The organism is Levilactobacillus lanxiensis (assembly GCF_016861655.1).
GTDB lineage: Bacteria > Bacillota > Bacilli > Lactobacillales > Lactobacillaceae > Levilactobacillus > Levilactobacillus lanxiensis.
This window is the reverse complement of sequence record NZ_BOLN01000002.1, coordinates 295,111-319,433: the sequence shown is the minus strand read 5'-3', so window position 1 is coordinate 319,433 and position 24,323 is coordinate 295,111. Positions and strand designations below refer to the sequence as shown.

Genomic DNA, 24,323 nt, shown 5'->3' with positions numbered 1-24,323 from the left:
TCATATAGACAAACGTCAATATGAACTCTGAACTAACAGAGATATTGGTAAGACAATTAAGGATTCGGTGACTGGATGTTGAAGGCACCCGTCTATGTCAGTGACCAGAGGTGGGCCAATTTGGCCAGCTGTGTCGGCGGTATTGGCTGAGGTCCTTTCTCAGCCGGTCCCCATAGCAGGCCGACTTGTCCCACCGTCGGGAACGACTGACAACGACTAGTGATTTCCAACATTCAGAGGAGCGAATAGGGAGGCGAGCAAATGGATGATGCAGATTACGTGGCCGCGCTAAAGGCGATGGCCGATGAGAACCGTTTAAAAATTATCGGGTTACTTTCGCAGGGCACGCTGTGTGCGTGTGATATTTTGGACCACTTCGACTTCACGCAGCCGACCCTGTCACACCACATGCGGGTGTTGGCAGATGCGGGCATCGTGACCAGCTATAAAGAAGGCAAATGGAAGCATTACACGCTCAGCGAGGATTTTGCGGCGGCCTTTTTCCAACAGACCACCACGCTCCTGTCCAGCGACCAGCGCTGCGTTTGTGAGCTGGAACCGGCAACGACTAAGGAAGGATGAGTGCCATGGTAAACGTTCAAGATCAACTTGATTTGACCAAGTACCTCTTTTTCACCGGCAAGGGGGGCGTCGGCAAGACCACGATTGCGGCCAGCTCGGCCGTTCAGTTGGCGGACCAGGGCAAACGCGTGGCGCTGATCAGCACCGACCCGGCCAGCAATCTCCAGGACATTTTTCCCGGCGACCTGACCAACCAGCTTCAGCCGGTGGCGACCGTGCCCAATCTGGACGTGGCCAACTTCAATCCGACCGAAGCCGCCGCGGCGTACCGGGAAAGCGTGATTGGCCCGTACCGGAATATCTTACCGGAAGCGGCACTGACCAACATGGCCGAACAGCTCTCCGGGTCCTGCACGGTCGAGGTGGCCGCCTTCAATGAGTTCGCGAATATGTTGACGAATCAAACCGTTAATGAGACCTATGATTACGTGTTCTTTGATACCGCGCCGACCGGCCACACGTTGCGAATGCTGCAGCTGCCCGCCGCGTGGAGTCAGTACCTCGACGAGAATAAATTGGGTACGAGTTGCCTGGGCCAATTGTCTGGGCTAGGCGAGGAGAAGGAACGCTACCACCAGGCCACTCAGGTGTTGGCGGATGGGCATCAGACAACGCTAGTCCTAGTGGCACGGCCGCAACGGGCAACGCTTCAGGAAGCCAGTCGGACGGTGACGGAGCTGGCCAAATTGGGAATCACGCATCACCAACTGGTGATCAACGGGGTCCTGCCAGCCGACCAGCAGGCCGCGGCGCCAGAACTTTATCAGCAGCAACAGGCCGACCTGGCGGCGATTCCGTTCAATATTTTGCCCGTCGCTTGGCAGGTGCCCCTACGTGCTTACAACGTGAGTGGCGTGCCCCAACTGCGCCAGTTACTAGCGGATGAGCAACCGGCATTGACCCAGGAAGCACCAGCGGCAACCGATTATCCAGGATTGGACCGCGTCGTGCAAGCGTTACAGAATCAGCGCATCATTTTTACCATGGGTAAGGGTGGCGTGGGCAAAACGACCATCGCCGTTCAGGTCGCCCAGCAATTAGCCCGCCAAGGCAAACGCGTGCATTTGACCACGACCGACCCCGCGGATCACCTGAGCTGGTTTCAGTTAGATTCGGCGATTCAGGTCAGCCACATCGATGAGCAACAGGTGCTCAAGGACTATCAGGAAACCGTGATTGCCCAGGTCAAACAGGACATGGGTAGCGAGGACGTTGATTACGTGATGGAGGACCTGAAGTCGCCGTGCACCCAAGAAATTGCGACGTTCGAGGCCTTTGCCAAAATTGTGGACGAAGACGACAGCGACGTGCTGGTCATCGATACCGCGCCAACCGGGCACACGCTGCTCCTGCTGTCCTCGACGGAGAGCTACGCGGCCGAGGTCAAACGCACGACGGGGACCGTTCCCGCCGCGGTCACACGGTTATTGCCCCGGTTACAGGACCCTCAGCAGACGGAAACCATCATGGTGACCTTGCCAGAGGCCACGCCGGTGTACGAAACGCTCCGGCTGCAACGGGACTTAGACCGTGCAAAGATTGCCCACACCTGGTGGGTCGTCAACCAGAGCTTGCTCGGAACCAACGGCAAATTGAGTCCGTTCCTCCAAGTCCGAGCGCAAAATGAGCAACCGTGGATTGACCGGGTCGCCACGGCCGCGGCTGATCACTTTGCGGTGGTCGGCGTGCAAGCCAATTTTGAAACCCAACGACTCCAGCCAGTGAAAAGTTAGGAGATAAGCGAAATGAAAAAAATCAATATTTATGAAGAAGCGCTTTGCTGTCCGACCGGGGTTTGTGGCCCCAGCGTCAATCCAGATTTGATTCGGTTGACTGCGCAGACCAAGCTCATCAATCACAGCGAGAATGTCCGGGTCTTGCGGCGGAATCTGGCCCAGAACCCACAGGCGTTTGTGCGGGAAAAGCAGGTTGCCAAGTTGATTGCGGATTACGGCATTGAAGTCTTACCCGTGACCATCGTGGGTGAGAAAGTCATGAAGCTGGGCGGTTACCCGACAACGGCGGAGATGGAAGACTATAGTGGTCTGACGCTGCGAGACGAGGTTCGTTAACTGAGCTAATTTAGATGGGTGGTCGACGATGAAAGTTGACCACTTTTTTGCTGCCCACAATTAGCTAAATCGCTAGGGAGACACGGGATAGCGGTCAGAGTGTCCTGTCAAAATGATAGAATTTTTCCAAGAGTTATTGACAAAAATCAGAGGTGAGTATATACTCACCTTATTGAGTAAGTGATTAATCACTCACCTATCATAAAATTTGTTTTGGGAGGCATTATTATGGCACAAGCAATGATTGATTTAGCCCATTTGGCCAAAAAATTCGGTGACCAGACCGTCTTGAAGGACATTAATTTAACCGTTAACGCTGGTGAAATCGTCGGGTTGATTGGACCATCCGGGGCTGGGAAGTCGACGGTCATCAAGGTGGCCTTGGGGATGGAAGTTGCTAACGGCGGGTCCGCCAAAGTTTTTGACACTGTCATGCCCGACCGCAAATTGCTTGGCCGGATGGGGTACATGGCCCAAACGGATGCGTTGTACGACGACCTGTCCGGGGAAGAGAATTTAAAATTTTTCGGCGTGATGAAGGGCATTGCAAAGGCCAAAATGGCCGCAGAGATTGCCCATGCCGCTGGCGTTGTTGATTTGACGGCCGACCTGAAAAAGCGCGTCGCCGGTTATTCCGGGGGGATGAAGCGGCGGTTGTCATTGGCCATCGCGCTGCTGGGCAATCCGGAACTCTTAATTTTAGATGAACCCACGGTCGGTATTGACCCGGCTCTCCGGCGTCAAATTTGGACAGAGTTGGGGAAGATTCGTGATGCGGGGCGGGCCATTCTGATTACGACCCACGTGATGGACGAAGCAGAACTGACCGACCGCGTGGCCCTGTTGCTAGGCGGCAAGGTCATGGCATTTGATAAGCCCGCAGTATTGAAGCAACAGTACGGCGTGGACACGATTGAGGACGTTTTCTTAAAGGCGGAGGGTGTTGAATAATGAGAACAATTGCGATTATGAATCGGGTGCTGAAGGAACTCATCCGCGATAAGCGAACGTTAGCGTTAATGTTTGTCGCCCCCATTTTAATCATGTTGCTAATGAGTGTGATCTTTAACACGAACTCAACCACGGACGTGAACGTGGGGACCGTTGCCGTCACTCGGAAATTAAATCAGGAAATGGGCGACATCAAGCACGTTGACGTGAAGACCTACGACACCAAGGCGGATGCTAAGCAGGCGTTGCAGGACGAAAAAATTGATGCCATCATCAAGAAAAATGGCAACAACTATGATCTGACTTACGCCAACACCGACTCCAGTAAGACGGCGGCGGTTAAGATGGCATTCAAGAACGCCGTGACGGCCACCAGCATTGACCAATTAAAGTCGGCGCTGAAAAAGAGCACGACTGGGATGGCCAAGCTCCAAGCTCAGCTGATGGTCATGCAAAAGCAACAGGCGGCTAGTACCACGGCCGCGACAGGGAATGCCGCAGCCGCCAAGCAGGCCGCAGCGACTAAGGCCAAGTCAACGACGACGGCTACCAAGAGTACCAGTCAAAAGACGCCGAAGATTACCAATCACTACGTTTATGGGGATAAGGATACCGGTTACTTTGCCAAAATGTTACCAATCTTAATGGGCTTCTTCGTGTTCTTCTTCGTCTTCCTGATTTCCGGGATGGCGCTGTTAAAGGAACGGACGACGGGTACCCTGGATCGGTTGCTGGCAACCCCAGTTAAGCGGTCGTCCATCGTCTTCGGCTACATGTTGAGTTATGGCATTCTGGCCGTGATTCAAACGGTGCTCATCGTGTTGGTTACGGTTTGGTTGCTTGGCATGGAAGTGGTCGGCAACATGGTCAGTGTGGTTGTGATCAACCTGATTCTTGCACTGGTCGCCTTGGCCTTTGGGATTCTGCTCTCAACGTTTGCCAACTCCGAGTTCCAAATGATGCAATTCATTCCGCTGGTCGTCATTCCGCAGATTTTCTTCTCCGGAATCATTCCGCTGGACTCCATGGCCGATTGGGTCAAAGGCATTTCCTACATCATCCCATTGAAATATTCCGGTGATGCCGTTAGCGATATCATCATGCGGGGGACGTCCATCTTTGACGAAGGCTGGAACATTCTGGTCTTGTTGGTCTTCCTGGTTGTGCTGACGTTCTTGAACATTATCGGTATGAAGCGGTACCGGAAAGTTTAGGAAAGTACGAGAGATTAGGCTACGAATCGCGTATAATGAATTGGATATAGATCGTAACTAACAATGAGTTGAGGACGGATTAAACCAGTAGCGAGCCCGTTCTAACGACCTAAACAGACGTAAAGCCGCAGGGTGGGTGAAAATAGGCTCAGCCGTGGGAATTCCCTTAGTGGCTATGCCGCTTATGGAATTGGTATCTTTGAGACGCACAGCGGCTCAAAGTAAGTCCGGAGACCGCACTAAGGCTCCGGGCGTCCGCCCACAGCGTCACGGCCTATTTTCACGCACCCGGAGGCACAAGCAACGACAAAGAGTTAGAAAGGGTGAAGGGTGTGGAACCAGATGTATTTAGTAGTTACCGCCAATGGCTAGACCACGAAAAGATGCCAAAGGGTAAGAAATCTGCGCTGGTGGCTGCGCTGGCGCTCTTCTCGGAGCAGGGCTTCGATGGCACCTCGACCGTTCAGGTAGCGGAAAAGGCGGGCATCAGCCAGGCCACCATCTTCAAGTATTTTCACACGAAACAGGATCTCCTGTTGGCCATCGTGGAACCCGTCATGGAAAACTTCTTTCCCCATTATCGGGATGAATTTTTCAGTGGTATCCGCGCCTGTGAGACCTTGCCAGAGATGGTGAGCTTCATGGTACACGACCGATATGCGTTCATCATGGGCAATAAAGAAGCGGTTAAAATCTTGGTCATGGAAATGATGACCAGTCAGGAAATGCGCGACTTATTTGGCAAATTGCTGGCGGCCGATGACTTTAATTTCCTGGCAGAACTTTTGAAGATGTTTCGTGAGACGGGTGAGCTACGTGACGACATCGATGCGCCAGGAATCATCCGCATCATTGCGGGTCAATTGATGGGCTTCATCATCGAGTCCAATTTTGTTCCCAGTATTATGGGCGATAAGCAGCGAGACCTGCAGCTGATCAGTGAGCAAATCGTACGCACCATTGCAAAATAACCTTAATCAGAAGTCAGTATTTCACGCGTAATAGCGGAGAAGTACTGGCTTTTTGTGTGTCGCCCAAAATAAAAGTGGCTTGGTGAAAAGGCGACCGGGCGGGTGCGCTGAGGTCGTCAAGGGAGCAGTTGGCCCGACCTGTCTAAACAGAGAAACTGGATTACTGGTATAATTTCACCCAGTAGTGACAAGAAAAGATAAAAATTGCAATATAACACAACTCGTAGTATTAAAAAGGATAACCTTAACAAGATATTGGGGATTGTGAAATAACTGAGATGCTATCATAGAATACTGGAAAACGGTTTCATAACGAATGGGTGGGAGAAAACATGAGAGTCGGGATCTTTGACGAATTGAATTTTTTTAGTCGCTTGCATCCTCTGACGGCGACAATTTATTTTGTTGAGCTTTTTGTCCTCTTACTGGTGTTTAACCATTTATTAGTGACAGGCGTTTTGTTTGTCGGGTTAGCCGTCTTATGTAGTTGGTACTTCAGTCGCCAAAAGGTTTGGGGGACGTTAAAGGGTGTCGGCTCACTGATGCTGATGATCTTTGTCTTTAACGTGATTTTAAATCAGACCGGCACCAAAACGTTGTGGTCATGGCAGTTAGGCAGCTGGACCTTTCGCATCACGCAGACCGCGACGCTGTATGGGGTGACCATGGCCCTGTCGTTGGGTGGCATGATTTTAGCATTCGTCCTGTTTAATGGCGTGATTACCACACCTAAGTTGAGTTACCTCCTGTTTCCGGTGGTTCCGCGCTTGGCAATGCTCCTGACGATTTCGTTGCGGATGGTCAATCTGTTTACCCAAAAGTTTCGACGGTTACTGATGCTCCAGAAGACCCGTAACGTGGTATTGAGTGAGGGTAGCTGGCGCGAACGGTTGCAGAAAACGGGCCGGCTACTACGCATCCTATTGATTGATTCCGTTTCGTCAGCCATGGAAACGGCGGTCTTAATGGAAGCCCGCGGATTTGGCGCCAAGAAACGCAGTCACTATCAAACGTTTCGTTGGCAGACCATGGACGGCTGGTTTATTGTTGGTAGCCTGGTTATTTTCAGCCTAACCATAATCCTCCGTTTTCAAGGATGGGGCTGGACCGGCGATGTGACTCGGTTTACCATTTTGGGCAGTCATGATGGTTGGTTACTCCTCCCATTGCTAGCGTTTGTGGGATTACCATTAGTCGGTGAGGGGGGATACAAGTTATGCGAGAATTGATTTCCTGTTCGAATTTATCATTTACATATGCGGGGCAGACCCAGCCGATGCTGGTGGACATCTCCCTGAAAATCGCTGCCGGTGAGTTCGTCACCATCGTGGGGGCAACCGGGAGTGGCAAGACCACCTTACTGAAACAATTGAAAACGGAGCTCAAGCCAGCTGGCGAACAGCGCGGCGATGTGCTGTATCAGGGAACGCCGGTGGCCGAACTCACCAGTAACGTCAGTGCCCAGCAGCTGGGCTACGTCGCCCAAGACCCGCAAGTCCAACCCATCATGGCCACGGTGATTGAGGAGCTGGCGTTCCCTTTAGAAAACTTGGGCTATTCAACGGCTGAGATGAATAGTCGCATCGCTGAGGTCTCCAACTTCTTAGGGCTAAATCAGTTTCTCCACATGCCGATTCAGGACCTTTCAGGTGGGCAACTCCAGCTAGTGAATTTAGCCTCAGTCTTAGCACTGAAGCCCCAGGTGATTCTGCTGGATGAACCCACCGCCCAGTTAGATCCGACGACGGCGCAAAACTTTTTGAACATTTTACAGCAGGTGCACGATGAACTCGCGATTACCATCGTCCTGACGGAGCACCGGTTGAATCGGGTGTTGGCCCTAGCCAACCGGCTGGTGCTCCTAGAGGATGGGCATCTTACATACGACGGGGATGTCTCGACCGGTCTGCGGCGCATGCAGGCGGCCCCCAAGCTTCAACCGTTTGTCCCGGCCGTGCCCCAGTTTTTCCTGGCCCACCACTTGGATGCGACGCCCTTGCCGTTGACCGTGACGGCTGGTCGGCGGCTGATCACCCAGCGGGGCTGGCGGTTTAAGGCGGCACCGTTAGTGGAACCCGAGTCCATCAAGCGACCGGCCGACTGGCACTTTGAAGTTCAACACGTGTCCTTACGGTATCCGACAACTGGTGACATTTTGCATCAACTCGACCTGACCGTGACGCCAGCGAGTTGGCTAGCCATCATCGGTAAAAATGGGTCCGGCAAGTCGACGCTATTAACAGTGTTAGCGGGCCTCCGCAAACCGCAACATGGTAAGGTTCGCTTGAATCATCAGATTATTTGGAAGATGAAGAATCGCGACCGACTGCGGCAGCTTAGTTATTTGTCGCAGAACCCGACGGAGCAGTTCAACGGCGACACGGTCACCGAGGAGCTAACGGCCCAAGCCAAGCTGGCATCCGGTGACGTGACCGAACGTGTGCAAAGCGCGTTGGAAACATTTAAATTGCAGGCGGTGGCCGAGCAGAATGCGTTCGACCTCAGTGGTGGCCAGCAACAGCTTCTCGGCTTAGCCTTGGCACTGATTACGCGGCCACAAGTCCTGCTGTTGGACGAACCGACCAAGGGCTTGGATCCGGCGACGAAATTGCTGGTTGGGCGTATCTTGCAAGCGAAGCATCAAGCCGGGCTAACGCTGATCATGGCCAGCCACGACATGGACTTTTGTGCGGAATTTGCGGACACCTGCACATTCATGTTTAACGGGTGTCTGACCGAACCGCAACCAACGCGGCAGTTCTTCACGGAAAACTTCTTGTCCACGACCGCTGTCAACCGGCTGCTTCGGCAACAGGTCCCAACCGCCTTGTTTAGTCAAGACGTCACACAGATAACCGATTAAGGAGGTGAGAAAAATCGTACAGCGTGGATGGTGGAAAAACAATTGGAATTTGGTTGTGCCGGTGGGCTTAATCCTGGTTCTGTTAGCGGGGATGCTCCTGTTAAAGGGACATCATTTTGTGATTTTTAGTTTTGCTTGTCTGGCCGTCAGCTTATTGCCAGCCTACTGGCACTTTGAGAAACGGCAAATGGGTACGCGATTGTTAGTCTTTTTAGCGGTCATTGTGGCCCTAGGCGTCATGGGGCGCGTGCCCTTAGCCGCAATTCCCAACGTGCAGCTGACTAGTTTTGTGGTCATCGTCAGTGCCGTCAGCCTGGGACCGGAGCTCGGCTTCGTTTCTGGGTCGATGATGGCGTTGGTCTCCAACCTGTTCCTGGGACAGGGACCGTGGACCCCTTGGCAAATGCTAGCCTGGGGGCTCATGGGACTGACCACAGGACTCCTCGGCCGCACCCAGTTGAAGAATAATCTTTGGGTGATGGTCATCTGGGGAACTCTGTGGGGCCTCTGGTTCGGCTGGATCATGGATCTTTGGTACGCGTTGGCCTACGTTCGGCCATTACGTCCCGCCAGTTTCTTCCTGTCGTTTGCAGCCAGTCTCATGTTTGATGCTATGCATGCCGCAACGAACGGGATTAGTTTACTGCTTCTGTATCAACCATGGCGTAAGCTTATGGATCGTTTGATTACCAAGTACAATATTTTATAAAAGGGGATAGTTTTATGTTGAATAATAAGTTAATCACAGCTTCATTGACCGCCGTAATGGCTTTAGGGGCAGTTGTACCCGTTATGGATGTTAATGCCGCTAGCATCAAAGTCGCTTCCAAGAGCTCCCAAAAGAGCAAAAACAAGGCGATGTATACATATGCCAAAAAGATGATGAAACAAAATAAAGACGGTGTGAACGGCACTGCCAAGATCTTTAGCAAGACCGATTTCAAGACGACGGGTGCCGCTTCCGGTTACTCCGACTTCCTGTTAGGCTTGAAGAAGCAAGGTTACAAATTTACCAAGGCTAACAAGAAACTGGTTAAGAAGAACCTGATTGTGTCCAGCAAGAGTGATCCCGCAACGTTGGCCACGGCCATCATCGGCCTGCAAGCAATTGGGGTTAACCCAACCAAGTACACGCCAGCCGGCTCTAAGAAGAGCTTGAACCTGGTCAACACGTTGTACAAGCAATCCATGAGCAAGCAAACGGTTAACGTCCAAAGCCAAGCACTGGTTGCCGTTTCCTCAAACAAGACCTTCAAGAAGCCTAGCAAGGCGAAGTTCTCCAAGTCTTCTTTGAGCTTGAAGATTGCTAAGAGCCAACAATCCAACAAGGGGTGGGCTTACAACAACACCGTTGCTAGTGTCGACAGCGATACCACTGCCGCTGCTGTAAATGCTTTGATGATGGGTAAGAGCACCAACAAAACCGTTACCAAGGCCGAAATTGCTGGTCGCAGCTACCTGAAGAAGAACATCTACAAGAGTGGGGCCTTTGGTTACACGTACCAGGGCAAGCAAAATCCTAACGCCAACTCAACTGCCGAAGGGATCTTAGCCTTATCAACTACCAAGACGTCCTTCAAGTTTGTGAACAAGACGGCGCTTAAGAAGGGTCAAACCGCAACGCCATTGAAGACGATGTTCAGTTACGTTAAGGCTGATGGTTCCGTGAAGGATGCTTACAGCATGGTCTTGGCTTACGGTCAAGTTAGCTTAGCTGCAACGGCTGCCAACAACGGGAACTACAGCAAGAAGCTAGTTTACACGTTCAAATAAGCGTTGGAATAAGGAGTAGTCAACATGAAGAAGACAAGATGGATCATCGCGGCGGTCGTCGTCACGATTTTGGTGATTGGCGGCGCGCTCGCGCTACAACAAAGTCATCAGAGTCAGGCGACCTCGGCACCGGATACGGTTGCGACGAGTAGTTCCTCGTCTGCCCAATCTGCCAGCAAGGCCAGCAGTTCAGTAGCCAAGAAGGCGCACCACAAACGGGCAAGTTCGTCGTCGAAGAAAGCCGCAACCAAGCGTCACGTATCTAATGTCAGCTCAGCCGCAACCACGAGCCATCAAGCTAGCCAAACAGCCGGTACAAAATCGAGCTCAGCCGCCAATACCGGTTCGGCGACTACTCATCGGCAGGCAACTAAGTCGAAGGCCGCAACAACCACGACGCATCACGCAGCCGCAACTAAGAAAGCCGCAAAGAAGACGCAGACAGCCAAGAAGGCCCATTTAGTGGTCACTGGCTATAAGAAGACCTTCTTTGACGGTGATGTCACCATTAACAGTCAATCAAATGCATTTACCGTGCTCCAGTCCTCCAAACTGAAACTGGTTTACCAAAATGGTGCCGTCGTCTTTGTCAGCAGTGTGAATGGTTTAGCACAAAACGACGTCAAGGTCGGTAGTGGTTGGAAGTACCGCGTCAATGGTAAGTTTATTGACAAGGCTGCCAACAAAAAAGCAATTAAGAATGGCGATAAGGTTCACTGGTACTTTACGACTAAGGGCTACTAAGATTACCTTGGTAGCAAGTGAATCAATCGTTATAATAAGAAAAAGCTCAGCCATTTCGGCTGAGCTTTTTGCTATAGTTAATTAGCGTAATTCATGTAAACCCATTGAATTACGGATTTGTTTTGTGCGTTTACTTCATTAGCAGATTGTACAGGCTGCTGGCCATCGACGGTGTAGACCCAGCCTTGTGAGTCTTCTTTATCAGCTAAATTGCCGATGCGGGTTAAATAAGTTGCGCCATCGTCGTCAGCATCTGTTTGGTAGTTAATTTCATGGCGTTCAAAATAATTTTTAGTGACGTCGTAGATGGAGGCAGAATCATCCCAATCCAGGTCACGGGGAATCGTGTAAACTTTTTGGATGGCATGATTGTGTTGTCGAAATTCTGAGGGCGTTAGATGTGTTTTGCGCTTAAATATTTTCGTAAAATAGCTGGTTTGTGAGAAGCCCAATTGTGCCGAAACTTGATTAATGGGTGTGAGGGTCAGGGCCAGTTTTTCTTGAGCCAGGGCAATTTTTTGATTATTGACGTACTCAACAAAATTAACATGCAGATATTTTTTAAATAGACGGCTCAGGTATGACGGGGAGAGGTAGGCCGCTTCCGCCACGTCGTTTAAGGAGAGTGACTGTTGGATGTTTCGATGAATATACGCCATGGCGAGCTTGATACTGTGGTAAGCATCAGAGTTGGCAATGGGATGTCCGTTGATGGTTGCCGGATTTGAAGGCGTGGCTAGCGGGTTAGGCTCAGAAAGCGGGAAGAAATTGTGGAAATAATTGATCTGTTTGACTTGGTGGGCAGTTAACGCATCCCAGATAGTAAAAGAATCCGTGTTGCTGGCGAAGGATTCCCGTAGGACATTGGTGAGGTAATCTTGTGCGAGTGACAAGCGCTTGGAGGAGACGTTCTTGGCGGTACACATGATGGTACCCCAGAGTTGCGTGCCCAGGGTAACCGGAAAGATGGCGAAGTGTGTCAGGTCCTCGTCAGCTAGCGCCTGTTTGATAGCTAAACTATTGAGAAACACAGCGTCGTCTTTTAACAATATGCCATTAAAGTCATAACAAAGAGCTTTTATTTGCGTGAGACTAGTAAATTTTGCCAAAGCATGGGCGAGGTTACTATAATTTTTTTGTGTTGATGAAGAATTAGACATAATCAGACCTTCTTAATAGTAATGGCAAATCCTTCATTAAATCAGTGATGTATCCGTTAACACCTATTTAAATTGTAGCGGATGAATCACTTGGGTTCAATGAAAGGACAAGATATTACTAGCCGATGGGTCAAAATAGTGCTATTTCAAAGAGCCAGCCACCCAGACTCACTAAAACAGCGCACAGACTGGATGGCGACCTCACTGGGAATTCCCCAAAGTATCTATCGTTTCCTATAGAATCAGGCAGAGTTTTCAACAACTTACTGGCGGAAGCTCTTTTAATTTTCTCTAACGACAGCGTCGCAAATAGTGTACCCTAAAAGAAAGCAGTTTTTTCTGATTGGAGGAACGAAAATGAACAAGTATCGCTGGCAGGCCAGTGCCTTGGTGCTCGTGGCGTTTATGCTGGGCTGTAACGAATTTATGGTGGTCGGGGTCATCTCAGACATCGCCCGTTCACTGCGCGTGACCGTGGCGACGGCCGGCTACCTGGTGACCATCTTTGCCATTGTCTATGCGATTAGCACGCCGTTGATTACCATTTTCGGCAACCGCTTTAACCGGTATAAAACGCTGATGGTCTTGCTGCTCATCTTTTTGGTGGGCAATACTTGGAGTGGCTTTGCGACCAGCTACGGGTGGTTCCTGGTATCCCGCATGCTGACGGCGGCGGTTGCCGGGGCGATTGAGTCGTTGATCATTCTCTTTGCCAACGATATTGCGCCCCGGAACAAGCGGGCGATGCTGATTTCCTGGCTAGCGGCCGGCTTCAGTATTGCCTCCGTCGTGGGGGTACCGATTGGCACGGCCATCAGTACCGCAACCAGCTGGCACGTGGCCTTCCATTTGATTTCCGTTCTGAGCCTCCTAACGTGTGTGGTCATGGCGGTTATTTTGCCCCGAGACCTGCCCCAAGCCGCGGGTGGCATCAAGGACCAACTAGTCATGTTGACGGACAAGCGCATTTATTTGGGTGCCATTCTGATTCTCTTCTCCGCCGCGGCTCTGTACGCGTATTACACCTACATCCGACCGCTACTCACGACGGGTCTAGGCTTCGGGACCATAGCGCTAAATTGGTTGCTGTTTGCGCTGGGCCTCATGAGTATCCTGGGCAACCGGCTGTCGGGAACCGTGGCAGAACGGGATGGGTTGACCACGATGCCCCGCTTTTATGTCGTTGATATTATCTTGCTATTATTGTTGCCCGTTGCGATGAGTAATCGGGTGACGGGCTTTGGCCTCTTCTTAGTGTTGACCCTCATCATTTCCGTGGTGAATTCACCGATTCAGATTCACTTTCTCGATGTGGCGGAGGCAGACTATCCCCAGGCAACGCTCCTGGCGTCCTCGCTCAACGCTATTTTCTTTAATATCGGTATCTCACTAGGGTCGGCCACAGCCTCAGTTGTCCTGGTCCGCGGCGGACTCCTGAGCCTAGGATATGGCGCCACAGTTTTTGCCATTCTGTCATTGATTGTTGCCGTCATTTTAAATCGGGCCAACGCAGCCCATCAGCGGCAGCGGGTCGCGGTTAAGGAAGACTGAACAATCGGGTTTCAGAGTGCCTAGAGAATGCTCAAAAAATAATTTGCGAATGTAAGGGATTACCTGAGTCGTCCCCCTAATATTTTGGGGCGAGATAGTGTAATGTTAAAGATAAAGTTACTGTCATTTCCCCCAAAATTGAAAAGTGGGGATGACCAGTAGAAAATCATTCGTATGCGGACATCGGTTTTGACCCGTTCGCAAGTTTAAGAAATCAGAGGAATTGCAAATGAACAAGTATCGTTGGCAAGCCATCGTGTTTGTCCTAGTTGCCTTCATGTTGGGGTGCAACGAATTTATCGTGGTCGGGGTCCTGTCCGACATCGCTAAGGAGTACCAGATTCCGGTGGCGACCGTGGGGTATTTGGTGACAATCTTTGCGACGGTGTATGCCGTTAGCACGCCGTTTATCACGATTTTAACCAACCGGTTTAGTCGCTACAAGACGCTAATGACCCTGATGGTGATCTTTTTGATCGGGAATACGTTGAGCGGGTTGGCGATGAGCTATCCGGTCCTACTGCTGTCACGAGTTCTGACGGCCGTGGTCGCGGGGGCGATTATTTCCCTCATCATGACGTTTGCCAGTGCAATTGCGCCGCGAGAAAAGCGGGCGAGCCTGGTCTCCTGGATCTTTGCCGGCTTCAGTATTGCCTCCGTCTTTGGGGTGCCAATTGGGACGGCTATCAGTACCAGTTATAGCTGGCACGACGCCTTTTACCTGATTTCCGTCATCAGTGCCATCACCTGTGTTCTGTTGGGCTGGCTGTTGCCACGCGAGGTCGAGCAGGTGCAAGGCAGCGTGAAGAACCAATTAGTCTTACTGAAGGACCGCCGAATCTACGTGGGTATCGCGCTCGTGCTATTCACGGCGGCCACGATGTACGCGTACTACACCTACATTCGGCCACTGCTGACGACCGCGCTAGGCTTTAGCACGACCAGTTTAAATTGGCTGCTGTTCCTGATTGGGATTATGAGCATTCTCAGCAACCGGTTCTCGGGGATGCTGGCGGAACGTAATGGACTACGCATCATGCCGCGTTTTTACGTGGCGGACGTGATCCTATTAGCCCTCCTGCCATTTGGTCTAGGCAACAAGTTTGTCGGCCTGGCCATCCTATTAGTGATGAGCCTGATCGTCACGATTCTCAACTCACCCATTCAGATTCACTTCTTAAATATTGCTGAGAAAGACTACCCGCAATCAGCCGTATTGGCATCATCCTTAAATTCCATCTTCTTTAACTTTGGAATTTCTCTGGGGTCAGCCACGGCTTCCGGGATGCTGGGCGTCGTTGGCCTGAACCGCATCAGCTGGGGCGCAGCTGGGTATGCCGCCATCTCCTTGGTCTTAGCATTAACGCTGAATCATGTGATCAAGCAACATCGGCAGACCGAGCTGGAGCAACAGACGGACTAGTTAACACGAAATTAGCTTAATCATATAAATGCATGAACGCGCAATCATTGTGGTTGCGCGTTTTTTGTCGGGCAAAAGACGTGCCACCAGCAGGAGTGGATGGTGAATCGGCGGTAGCGTCAATGGGAAGGCGTTTTAAACTGCGGGTTGGCGGCCAATGCTTTTTTAACCCCCATTTTTAAATTTAGGACTTAACCCCTAAGCCGGTGTTGGGCCTATAGTGAGGGCAAGGTTGCGGATAGTCAGGAAGAAGTTAGGAAAGCATGTGTTAGATTGGAGGAGGATTGCAATGCGCAGGAAGATCTATCAGGTCGTGCTGGGCTTCGTTATAGCTCTGGCCGTCTTCCTTGGCGGGGGAGCAGTCTTTGACGGCGTTGTCGCCCATGGCATGCCCGTCGCCACAGGCGGGTTAAGTGGGAGCGACGCCACGATTACCGATGTTCATGGCAAACCCATTCAGAATGGCAGTAGCTTGGACAAATGGACAACTTATTCCGTCGAGTACGAGTGGGGCATCAAGGATGGTGCACCAATTGCCGCGGGCGATACCGCGACTGTTGAGTTACCAGCCGGGTCCGTTGCCGAACACGATACGACAGTGCCACTGCTGGACTCATCGGGTTATGAAGTGGGGACGTTTGTCATTAAGGCTGGTCAAACCAGCGGGACCATCACATTTAATGATGTACTGGCTGGTGTTGGGACCAACCGGGGTGGCAAGCTCCAATTTTACGTCAAAGGCACGACCAATAATAACGGCTCCGGCCTCGACTGGGGCATCAACAAAATTGGTTGGGTTGCCGAGAAGGATGAGAACGGGGTGCCGACTAAGCTGACCTGGAATATTGCGTTTAATCCTGGTGGTCAGAACGTGGGCTCAACCGTGGTGACCGACACCTTGGGCGGCGACCAGGATTATATCCCGGGGTCGGTCCACGCCGAAACCGGGAACTATAGTGCCGATGGGAGCTTTACGTCGACCGGCACGATCACTCCTGAGGTCACCAATAATGACCGTGAGATGACGTTTAAATTTGATAACGTGACCTCTGCTGTGAACATGACCTACCAAACCAAACCCATCTTAAATACCGGTGGTAGTTGGTTCAACCAGGCCACCTGGGATGGCAAGACGGTCGGGTCGCAGATTGCCTGGGGCGGCAACGGTAGTGGTAACGGGCAGAACGCCACGGGTGAGGTTGTCCTGACGAAACGGGATAATAAAACCAGAGAGGAATTGCCTGGAGCCATTTATCGGTTGCAAAAGACTGATGGCACGGTCATTGCGGACCGGTTAGCTACCGATGAGCAAGGACAAATTGCGTACACAGACTTGCCCGCAGGTGATTACGAATTCGTTGAACTGACGCCACCAGCCGGCTTTGCGCTAGATCCAACACCCATCCCATTTACTATTGTGGCGGGGCAAACGACGCCAGTTGAGGTCTTCGCGGTCGATGAACGGGAAGACAGTGGTGACATTGGTGGCGGTGGCGAACCAAATCCAGGAAATCCTGGTGGATCTGTAACTCCAGAGAATCCAAATCCTGGTCCTGGCGGAGGTGGTAGTACGACAACACCAGGGAACCCTGGAACCGGTGGTGGCGGTAATACGATTGTGCCGCCAACAACGCCAACAGAACCGCAGCAACCAACTAATCCGCAGAAACCGCAAAAGCCACAAAAGCCACAAAAGCCTCAGAAACCAACCAGTCCTCAGAAACCACAAAAGCCACAGAAACCGGGAACCAGCACGCACAAGCCAGGAACTTCAGCGACCACGCAGCATCCCGTGACGGGCGGCAGTGGTGCGAATGGCACTGCTACAACGACGGGAACTACGATGTCGCCAGCTGGGAATGCGACTGGAAATGGCTCTGCAACCGGAACTGGTAGCGCGACGACTAGTTTGCACCACGCTAGCAGCACACCGCAGTACGCCGGCCACACGTTACCACAAACTGGTGAACGGCCAATCAATCAGGCCTTGACCTTAGCAGGTTTCGCCTTACTGATTGTCACGTTGCTGGGGTTCTATGATCGTCAGCGGCGGCATTAATTTTGATAAGTGACCGTAGCACAAAACGACCAGGACGCCATTGTCCTGGTCGTTTTGTTATGTCTTTGTTTTCGCCTCCGGGCCGGTGAAAATGGGTCGGAACGCTGTGGGCGATGAAATTATCGTAACTGTTCGTTCCCGGCGGCGAATTCAAGGTGCCCTGCTGTGGGGCCGGTTGCAGCCTGAGAACCGGGCTTCCACCTCGACTTTGAGCCTGAAGTGCGGTCTCAAAGGTCGTCCCATGGCCTAAGCTGAGTGGGAAACCTCAGCTAACGCCATCGACACAGCTGGTTACCTTGATTCGCCTCTGGTCACTGACATGGGGACCAGAGGCGTCCACGTGTGCAGAAATGACTCATTTTCATCGTCATTGTAGCTAATATTGATTTAACGCATAACCCGTGAGACAACAACGTCGTTGCCCGGTGGTAGTAGTTAATCAAATAGCAATAATCCAGGTGTACCGTCAGAGGTGAACAAAATACGTAAATTTGAGAGTTCAACCTGAAAAAATTAGGGTAACTAGAACAATTTAAGCAGGAAGAAAACCAACGTAACCGGAGGCTCCAGGGATGGAGGTAGCTGTGTCGATGGTGTTAGCTGGTGGGTTGCCAGCTTACAGCATGGGCCGACTTTGGAGACGTGTGGTTTTCGCGCCTTCAAAGCGAGGTGGAAGACCGGTCCTCAGGCTGGAGCCGGGCCCCATAGCAGCCGGAATTCCTGGAAGCCGGAGGTGGCTGACGACGTTAGTTTTCTGGTTTCTTCTATTTTGCTGGTTGTTGCTGCGCTTGCTTTAACAGGCGGGCTAAGCCGTTGGCAGCTTGTTGTGTCGCTTGTTGTTGAGCAGTGCGCGTGGCTTTCTGTTGAATCTGTTTGAGCTGTTGTTGTGTCAGGTCAGGTTGAGCTTCTTTGGCCGCAATGACAGCCGCGGTGACGGCCTTCGTTGTCTTAGACTTGACCGTTGCTTCCTGCTTGGCGACCGTTTGTGACAACCACTTGGCCTGCCGCACACTGAGCGTGGTCCAGCTGTGTGGCAGAATGAAGGTGTTTTGGCGCTTGATCAGCGTTTGGTGTTGGCCGGTCCAGGAGAATAATCCCCGCCACAACGCGTTATTATAGTGCCAGCGCGTGGTTTTGGTTTGCAACTTAGCTTGCGACACGTCGCGATAATTAAGTTGATTATGGGTCTTTACGCTGGCCGCGGTGTGCCGCTGTTTTTGCTGATTCGGCAGCCGGTAAACGTAAACCCGTTCCTTTTTGGCTTGCCGGATTGGCTGATAAACTAAGAGGTTAACTTGCTTAGAGGGTGAAATGGACGCGATGTTGGTTGTTCGCGTCGTCGTTACTTGGTGCATCCCCCAGTGCCAGTTGTCGTTGCCAATCATTAAGGTAGCGGCACCGACCAGAACGATGAACCCCAGGCCACCACCGACGAACCGTTGGCGTTTCGTGGGTAGTAGCAGGAAGCCGCCGATGAACAACAGAATCCCGAGTAAAAGTAAAATTAAAATCATGCGGTGGCCTCCTGTTCTTGATCCTGGACCTGTCGTTTAACGAAGCAGGCAAAGATGAAATCGATGATGCCAAAGGCCGTGGCCACCAGGAAGGCAGCGTGGAAACCGGTCATGGCCGCGTCGTAGGCCTGGTTCTGGTACGCAAGCGGTGCGCTGGTCAGTAAAGCATGCGCCGGCGTGTGTTGGGTCGTGACGTTGGTGAGAACGCTGCCGAGAATGGCGGTCCCCATCGAGGTCATGACCTGCCGCATGGTACTGTTGACGGCGGTTCCGTGACTCAGCTGCAGGCCGCGCAAGTCAATCGAACTAGCGGCGGTCAGCGGCATCGTGACAATGGCGACCCCAATCATTAGAATCGTGTATTCACAGATGATGTAGCTGTACGGCGTCGAACGAGTGAGAAAGGCAAAGGGCAGGGTTCCCAGTGTTAATAGGAACGTGCCGACCAAAGCCAGTCGCCGGCCACCCATTTGGTCGTAAAGGTGGCCACTCAACAGGCTGACCAGACCATAGACCAAGGCCCCGGGGAGAATCATTAGCCCAGAGTGGAAGGGCGTCAGGCCGCGCACCTGTTGCAGGTACATGGGTAAGACCACTTGAATCCCAATCATGGCGGTGTTGGAAAGGGCCGTGATAAAGGAAGCCACGGTAAAGGACGGAATTTTTAACAGGCGGACATTGAGAAAAGGATGGGCTTGCGGCCACTCGTGACGGGCGAAAAGTCCAATGAAGAAGAGGCCAATCAGGATACCAGCAATGACGCTGGTCGAGCCCCAGCCATTTTCACCGACTTCGGAAAAGCCGTAGAGCAGGCTCCCAAATCCAATCGTCGACAATAAAATCGCCAGCAGGTCGATGGGGGATTTTTTCACGGGGATGACTGGGCGCACGAAGATCAGCGACAGGATCAATACCAAGATGACCGGTGGAATCATGACGCCGAACAGGTCGCGCCAACTGGCATTGTCGAGAATCCAACCGGAGACGGTCGGCCCTAAGGCTGGTGCGAGGCCAATCACGACACCGCCCAGCCCCATCATCGTTCCCCGTTTATCGGCGGGAAAGGTGACGAGCAGAACGGTTTGAATGGTCGGGAAGGTAATTCCCACACCGATAGCCTGAATCAGCCGACCTAGAAAAATCAGGTTAAAGCTGTTAGCGGTATAGCTGATAACCAGTCCGGCCAGGAAAAAGCTCAGGGCGGTCAGGTAAATGATGCGTAAACTAAAGTTGTTGATCAGCCAGGCACTGATGGGAATCATAATCCCCATGACCAGCAGAAAGCCGGTCGTCAGCCACTGAACGGTGGCACTAGAAATATCGAAGCGGGTCATTAACGTGGGGTACGCGGTGACCAGCATGTTGGTGGTCAGGGCCGTACAAAATGTCCCGAACATTAGCGTCACCATTAGCCACACGCGGCTAAAAGGTTTGCCATTGGTATCTGTCATGATAAAAGCCTCTTTTGGTGGGAATCATCCGGTTCCCGTAAATTTTAAAACCATTATAACCTGTTAAAGGAAATAAATAAACTACTTAGAACAGTTTATTAAAAATTCTTTTCAGGGTATAATAATAGTACGTGGTGCCACGGGTACCAAAGAGCTTTTAACTGACGCAAAAACAATTATGAAAACAACTCAGTTTGTTAATCGAACGCTGAAATTTCAGTCAGGTTGAAGAAGACTGAATGGCAGTCTGCTATCGCCGTAAACGACAGCTTACTTGAGGAACAGACAGGAGAAGAGGGGTAACAATATGGTAAAACGACGGACATTAACCAGGGAAAAGGTCTTGGACCAGGCCAGTGACATCATTGCTGTGGATGGGTTAGACCATTTAACGATTCGGGAGTTGGCCAGCCGATTAGAGGTACGGCCACAATCCATTTATAATTATGTTGATAGTTTGAACGACCTGTTGGATCAGGTGGGGGTCGCCTTCGTGCAGGAAATTGCGGATCGTTTAATGCGGCGCCTGGTGGGGGTCGCTGGCAAGGAGGCCTTGTGGGTCTTTGCCCAGGAATTTCGGGCGGGCTGTTTACAGCAGCGGCATCTAGCCCCCATCCTGTTAAATCCCAATGACCTGCAACATTTGACGGCGACCCATCAAGCCTTGGTCGACCTGTACAAGCAAATGTTTGCCAGTCTACATCTAGATGAGGTCGACAACACGGCGCTGGTTGAATCCACGCTGTACAGGTCCGCCTTATTTGGCTTTATCTTGCAGGAAATTGGTGGCTTCTTACGGTTGCCTGCCCGCAAGGTTGACGACCGGTTTGACCAGACCATGCAACTCGCGATTGACCAGTTCACAACGATTCAGTAGGGGATGTGAACGGTCGACCATAAGTTTGACGTTAAGACGCGATCACGCCGTTTCGGCGGGGATAGCGTTTTTATTTTTTATTTTTTTGGTAAATAACCCTTGCCTTCGAGTGCACTCAAAGGTGTTTACTAGGGTCTGTAAGCAAGAGAGGGAGGCGTTAGGTGTTGCACGAAAAGCAGTATCGGATTGGCGAGTTTGCAAAGCTGGTGGGGCTATCAGCCTACACGTTGCGATATTACGAGGACCAGGGCCTGATTCGGTCTCAGCGAGATGAGCATGGCGTTCGGTACTATACGGCAGAAGATATTCGTTGGATCGGGTTCATTTTGCATCTGAAAGGCACCGGCATGCGACTGAATGAGTTGAAACGTTACGTCCAGCTTCGTGCCGAGGGTGACGACACAATTGCCGAGCGTCGGGCGATGCTGCAGAAGGTCAAGGACGATGCCGAAGCAGATATCGCTGAACTTCAAATGCATTTGAAAGTTTTGGGTCGCAAGATCGACTGGTATGACGGCAAGACCGACCACACCATTCCGGACACCGAGAGCTTTCACGATTATCTACAAAAATTTAATAAATAAAAGGAGCAATCAATAATGGCAAAAAAGGAGCAATCAATAATGGCAAAAAACGAAGATGTTAAAAACGGGGTTATCTTCCCCCTCGGCGACAAGAACGAGGCGTACCAACAATTCTTCACCGGTCAAAGTTATTTACAAGGATTAGTCAGTGATCCCGACGTCAGTGTGGGCGTGGGCAATGTCACCTTTGAACCCGGTTGTCGGAACAACTGGCACATTCACCATGATGGCTTCCAAATCTTATTGGTGACCGGTGGCGAAGGCTGGTACCAAGAAGCAGGCAAGCCAGCTCGGCGGTTACACGCCGGCGACGTGGTGGTGACCAAGGATGGCGTGAAGCACTGGCACGGCGCAACCGAGGACAGCTGGTTCAGCCACGTGGCGATTACTGCGGGCACCCCAGAATGGTTGGAACCCGTTGATGACGCGCATTACGATGCATTAGACTAGGAGGTCATAACCATGACAAAGAAACAAACAGCTGGTCGGGATAACTTAGGTGAATTTGCCCCCAAGTTTGCCGAACTGAATGACGACGTTTTATTTGGGCAAGTCTGGTCACGTGAGGATAAACTATCCGCCCATCAACGCAGTCTGATCACAATTTCCGCCCTGATTTCCGCTGGGAATTTTGAACAATTACCCGCACATCTGAAGATTGGGAAGGGTAACGGCATTACTAAGGACGAAATTGCAGAAGTGATTACGCACCTGTCCTTCTATGTTGGTTGGCCAAAAGCTTGGTCTGCCTTCAATATCGCTAAGGAAATCTTCAAGGATTAAACTAGCTTTTTATTGACGCCTCCGGGATGGTGAAAACTGATTCGGTGGAGGTGCTGTTCGTTCCCGGCGGTGGGTTCAAAACACCCTGCTGTGGGGTCGGTTCCAGCCTGGAAAACGGGATTCCACCTCAACTTTGAGCCTGAGGTACGGTCTCAAAGGTTGCCCCATGGTCTAAACTGAGAAAACCGCTCAGCTAAGACCATCGACACAGCCGGGAATTTTGACCCGCCTCTGGTCACTAACGCTGGGCCAACCAGGTTCATTTTCACCATCTCTGCGGCTGAGACTGGTTTAGTGCGTAAAGAAAACCATAGATTTAGTCGTCTGTTGAAATGGTTCAACGACCAGACGTGGGCCAAGATGGCTAGCTGTGTGGGAGTTGTTTCCCACAGCAGGGATTCTTGAGCCCGCTGGCGGAAACGAACTATTATAATATAAAAACTTTAGCCATCGAATCCATTTTGGGTTCGGTGGCTTTTTGAATTTAGCTTATAATAGAGGTAAGCAAGTATGAAAGGGGTTTCGCACACATGAATTTACATAAATTTTGGGCCAGCCTAGCGGGAATCGTCGCCGTCAGTGGGTTGGCCTTGACCGCGACCACCATCGCGACGCCAACGACTACGGCTCACGCGGCTTCGGCCACAACGTTGTACAAGCAGTGGCAAAAGGTTTACGTGGGTGGCAAGACGCAGAAGTACGTGAAGACCAACAGCGGTTCTGGCACCACGACCGCGCTGTCTGAAGGACAAGGTTATGGGATGCTGGCCGCAGTTTTGGCCGCTAAGAAGGGGGTCAATACGCGGACTACGTTTAACCAAATGTACAAGTATTACCGCGCCCACCGGGTCTCCAGCAAGGTGCCGTTGATGCAATGGCAACAAACCAAGCGTAACGGTAAGATGACCAGTGTGGGGCAACAGAAGAATTCCGCGACCGATGGGGATTTGGACATCGCCTACGCGTTGATTTTGGCTGACAAAAAGTGGGGTAGCAAGAAGGTCAACTACAAGGCCGCTGCCAAGAAACTGATTAAAGCCATCAAGCAAAAGGAAATCAACCAGACGACCTATCTACCCAAGATGGGGAACTGGGCGACTAATTCCTACGACGTCAGCAAGCTCCGGACGGCTGATTTGATGACCGGGTACTTTAAGACGTTTGCCAAGTACACCAAGGATAGTACTTGGACCAAGGTGGCGACTCGCAGTCAAACGGCCGTTAAGAAGCTGAGTGCGCGGCATAAGACCGGGCTATTCCCCGACTTTATTTTTGCGACCGGGAAGAGCATCAAATTAAAGGCCGTGAAGCCCTACACGATTGAGTCGGGAACCGACAACCAAGTCGGCTACAATGCTTGCCGGGTCCCATGGCGGTTAGCCCAAACTTACAAAATGAAGAAAGATACCATCACCAAGAAAGCACTGAATAAGCAACTCAAATTCTATAACCAGAAAAAGAAAATTTTAGCTGGTTATACGTTGGGCGGTAAGGCGGTCAACAATTACACCAACACGGCCTTCACGGCACCCGTTAATTTTGGTGCCAAGGTCATGAAGAAGACCAGCTTGAAGAACAAGTCGGCCAAGCAGTTACCCAAGTCGATTGAAAAGAAGAACTATTTCTCCGCCACGCTCCAGGTCGTCATTGCCTTAAGCTAAACGGACAAGTGAAAAAGGTGTGTCAACGACAAGCAAACTTGTCGTCGGCACACCTTTTGTGATTGTGGTGCAAGTGAATTTTGGTCGCAA

General features: G+C 51.4%; 22 protein-coding genes. 19 read left to right on the top strand and 3 right to left on the bottom strand.

The annotated features are described in order from the left end of the window. Nucleotides 1-261 precede the first annotated feature (261 nt). From JUF22_RS03460 to JUF22_RS03410, 11 genes are all read left to right on the top strand, one after another. Complete coding sequence (locus JUF22_RS03460) at nt 262-582, top strand: ArsR/SmtB family transcription factor (RefSeq protein ID WP_203643336.1); 321 nt, start codon at nt 262-264, stop codon at nt 580-582. Nucleotides 583-587: 5 nt separating this feature from the next. Continuing rightward, complete coding sequence (gene arsA, locus JUF22_RS03455; RefSeq protein ID WP_203643333.1) at nt 588-2,315, top strand: arsenical pump-driving ATPase; 1,728 nt, start codon at nt 588-590, stop codon at nt 2,313-2,315. A gap of 12 nt (nt 2,316-2,327) precedes the next feature. Next, nucleotides 2,328-2,654: an arsenite efflux transporter metallochaperone ArsD gene (gene arsD / locus JUF22_RS03450; RefSeq protein ID WP_203643329.1), complete on the top strand. Its 327-nt coding sequence runs from the start codon at nt 2,328-2,330 to the stop codon at nt 2,652-2,654. 228 nt (nt 2,655-2,882) lie between these two features. Beyond that, nucleotides 2,883-3,605, top strand: a complete 723-nt coding sequence (locus JUF22_RS03445) for an ABC transporter ATP-binding protein (RefSeq protein ID WP_203643321.1) — start codon at nt 2,883-2,885, stop codon at nt 3,603-3,605. Further along, nucleotides 3,605-4,819: an ABC transporter permease gene (locus JUF22_RS03440; protein WP_203643318.1), complete on the top strand. Its 1,215-nt coding sequence runs from the start codon at nt 3,605-3,607 to the stop codon at nt 4,817-4,819. Before JUF22_RS03445 ends, JUF22_RS03440 begins: the two co-directional genes overlap by 1 nt. Before the next feature lie 332 nt (nt 4,820-5,151). Beyond that, complete coding sequence (locus JUF22_RS03435; RefSeq protein WP_236000699.1) at nt 5,152-5,790, top strand: TetR/AcrR family transcriptional regulator; 639 nt, start codon at nt 5,152-5,154, stop codon at nt 5,788-5,790. Nucleotides 5,791-6,122: 332 nt separating this feature from the next. Continuing rightward, a complete protein-coding gene (locus JUF22_RS03430) occupies nt 6,123-7,019 on the top strand; it encodes an energy-coupling factor transporter transmembrane component T (protein WP_203643314.1) in 897 nt (298 codons plus the stop codon). Beyond that, entirely contained in the window at nt 7,007-8,653 is a 1,647-nt protein-coding gene (locus JUF22_RS03425) for an ABC transporter ATP-binding protein (protein WP_203643311.1), read from the top strand. Before JUF22_RS03430 ends, JUF22_RS03425 begins: the two co-directional genes overlap by 13 nt. A gap of 70 nt (nt 8,654-8,723) precedes the next feature. Next, nucleotides 8,724-9,362: an ECF transporter S component gene (locus JUF22_RS03420; protein ID WP_203643671.1), complete on the top strand. Its 639-nt coding sequence runs from the start codon at nt 8,724-8,726 to the stop codon at nt 9,360-9,362. A gap of 14 nt (nt 9,363-9,376) precedes the next feature. Continuing rightward, the gene (locus JUF22_RS03415; RefSeq protein WP_203643306.1) at nt 9,377-10,426 is read left to right on the top strand and encodes a fucose-binding lectin II; all 1,050 of its coding nucleotides are present in this window, start codon (nt 9,377-9,379) and stop codon (nt 10,424-10,426) included. Nucleotides 10,427-10,450: 24 nt separating this feature from the next. Continuing rightward, the gene (locus tag JUF22_RS03410) at nt 10,451-11,170 is read left to right on the top strand and encodes a DUF4430 domain-containing protein (protein WP_203643305.1); all 720 of its coding nucleotides are present in this window, start codon (nt 10,451-10,453) and stop codon (nt 11,168-11,170) included. Between the two features lie 77 nt (nt 11,171-11,247). On the opposite strand, the gene JUF22_RS03405 is transcribed toward JUF22_RS03410, so the two are convergent. Beyond that, entirely contained in the window at nt 11,248-12,219 is a 972-nt protein-coding gene (locus tag JUF22_RS03405; RefSeq protein WP_236000698.1) for a helix-turn-helix domain-containing protein, read from the bottom strand. Nucleotides 12,220-12,687: 468 nt separating this feature from the next. Here JUF22_RS03405 and JUF22_RS03400 point away from each other — a divergent pair, with 468 nt between their 5' ends. The 3 genes from JUF22_RS03400 to JUF22_RS03390 all read left to right on the top strand — a co-directional run bounded on the left by JUF22_RS03400 (nt 12,688) and on the right by JUF22_RS03390 (nt 17,363). Continuing rightward, nucleotides 12,688-13,881, top strand: coding sequence for an MFS transporter (locus JUF22_RS03400; RefSeq protein WP_203643300.1), 1,194 nt, complete (start codon nt 12,688-12,690; stop codon nt 13,879-13,881). 229 nt (nt 13,882-14,110) lie between these two features. Next, complete coding sequence (locus JUF22_RS03395; protein WP_203643298.1) at nt 14,111-15,304, top strand: MFS transporter; 1,194 nt, start codon at nt 14,111-14,113, stop codon at nt 15,302-15,304. Between the two features lie 289 nt (nt 15,305-15,593). After that, nucleotides 15,594-17,363 (top strand): SpaA isopeptide-forming pilin-related protein, encoded by a 1,770-nt coding sequence (locus tag JUF22_RS03390; protein ID WP_203643296.1) that lies wholly within the window; start codon nt 15,594-15,596, stop codon nt 17,361-17,363. A 764-nt stretch (nt 17,364-18,127) separates the two neighbouring features. On the opposite strand, the gene JUF22_RS03385 is transcribed toward JUF22_RS03390, so the two are convergent. Together JUF22_RS03385 and JUF22_RS03380 are read right to left on the bottom strand one after the other, a co-directional pair. Further along, nucleotides 18,128-18,877 carry a DUF4811 domain-containing protein gene (locus JUF22_RS03385; protein ID WP_203643293.1) on the bottom strand — a complete coding sequence of 250 codons (750 nt, stop codon included), beginning with the start codon at nt 18,875-18,877 and terminating at the stop codon, nt 18,128-18,130. After that, nucleotides 18,874-20,328 carry an MDR family MFS transporter gene (locus tag JUF22_RS03380; RefSeq protein ID WP_203643291.1) on the bottom strand — a complete coding sequence of 485 codons (1,455 nt, stop codon included), beginning with the start codon at nt 20,326-20,328 and terminating at the stop codon, nt 18,874-18,876. The genes JUF22_RS03385 and JUF22_RS03380 overlap by 4 nt, the downstream gene beginning before the upstream one ends. A gap of 307 nt (nt 20,329-20,635) precedes the next feature. Between JUF22_RS03380 and JUF22_RS03375 the strand changes: the two genes are divergently transcribed. From JUF22_RS03375 to JUF22_RS03355, 5 genes are all read left to right on the top strand, one after another. Beyond that, nucleotides 20,636-21,205 (top strand): TetR/AcrR family transcriptional regulator, encoded by a 570-nt coding sequence (locus JUF22_RS03375; RefSeq protein ID WP_203643288.1) that lies wholly within the window; start codon nt 20,636-20,638, stop codon nt 21,203-21,205. A 164-nt stretch (nt 21,206-21,369) separates the two neighbouring features. Beyond that, on the top strand, nt 21,370-21,789 hold the full coding sequence (locus JUF22_RS03370) for a MerR family transcriptional regulator (RefSeq protein ID WP_203643662.1): 420 nt from the start codon (nt 21,370-21,372) through the stop codon (nt 21,787-21,789). Between the two features lie 39 nt (nt 21,790-21,828). Further along, nucleotides 21,829-22,239, top strand: coding sequence for a cupin domain-containing protein (locus tag JUF22_RS03365; protein ID WP_203643285.1), 411 nt, complete (start codon nt 21,829-21,831; stop codon nt 22,237-22,239). A 12-nt stretch (nt 22,240-22,251) separates the two neighbouring features. Continuing rightward, nucleotides 22,252-22,572, top strand: coding sequence for a carboxymuconolactone decarboxylase family protein (locus JUF22_RS03360; RefSeq protein ID WP_203643282.1), 321 nt, complete (start codon nt 22,252-22,254; stop codon nt 22,570-22,572). Nucleotides 22,573-23,102: 530 nt separating this feature from the next. After that, nucleotides 23,103-24,233, top strand: a complete 1,131-nt coding sequence (locus JUF22_RS03355) for a glycosyl hydrolase family 8 (RefSeq protein WP_203643279.1) — start codon at nt 23,103-23,105, stop codon at nt 24,231-24,233. Nucleotides 24,234-24,323 lie beyond the last annotated feature (90 nt).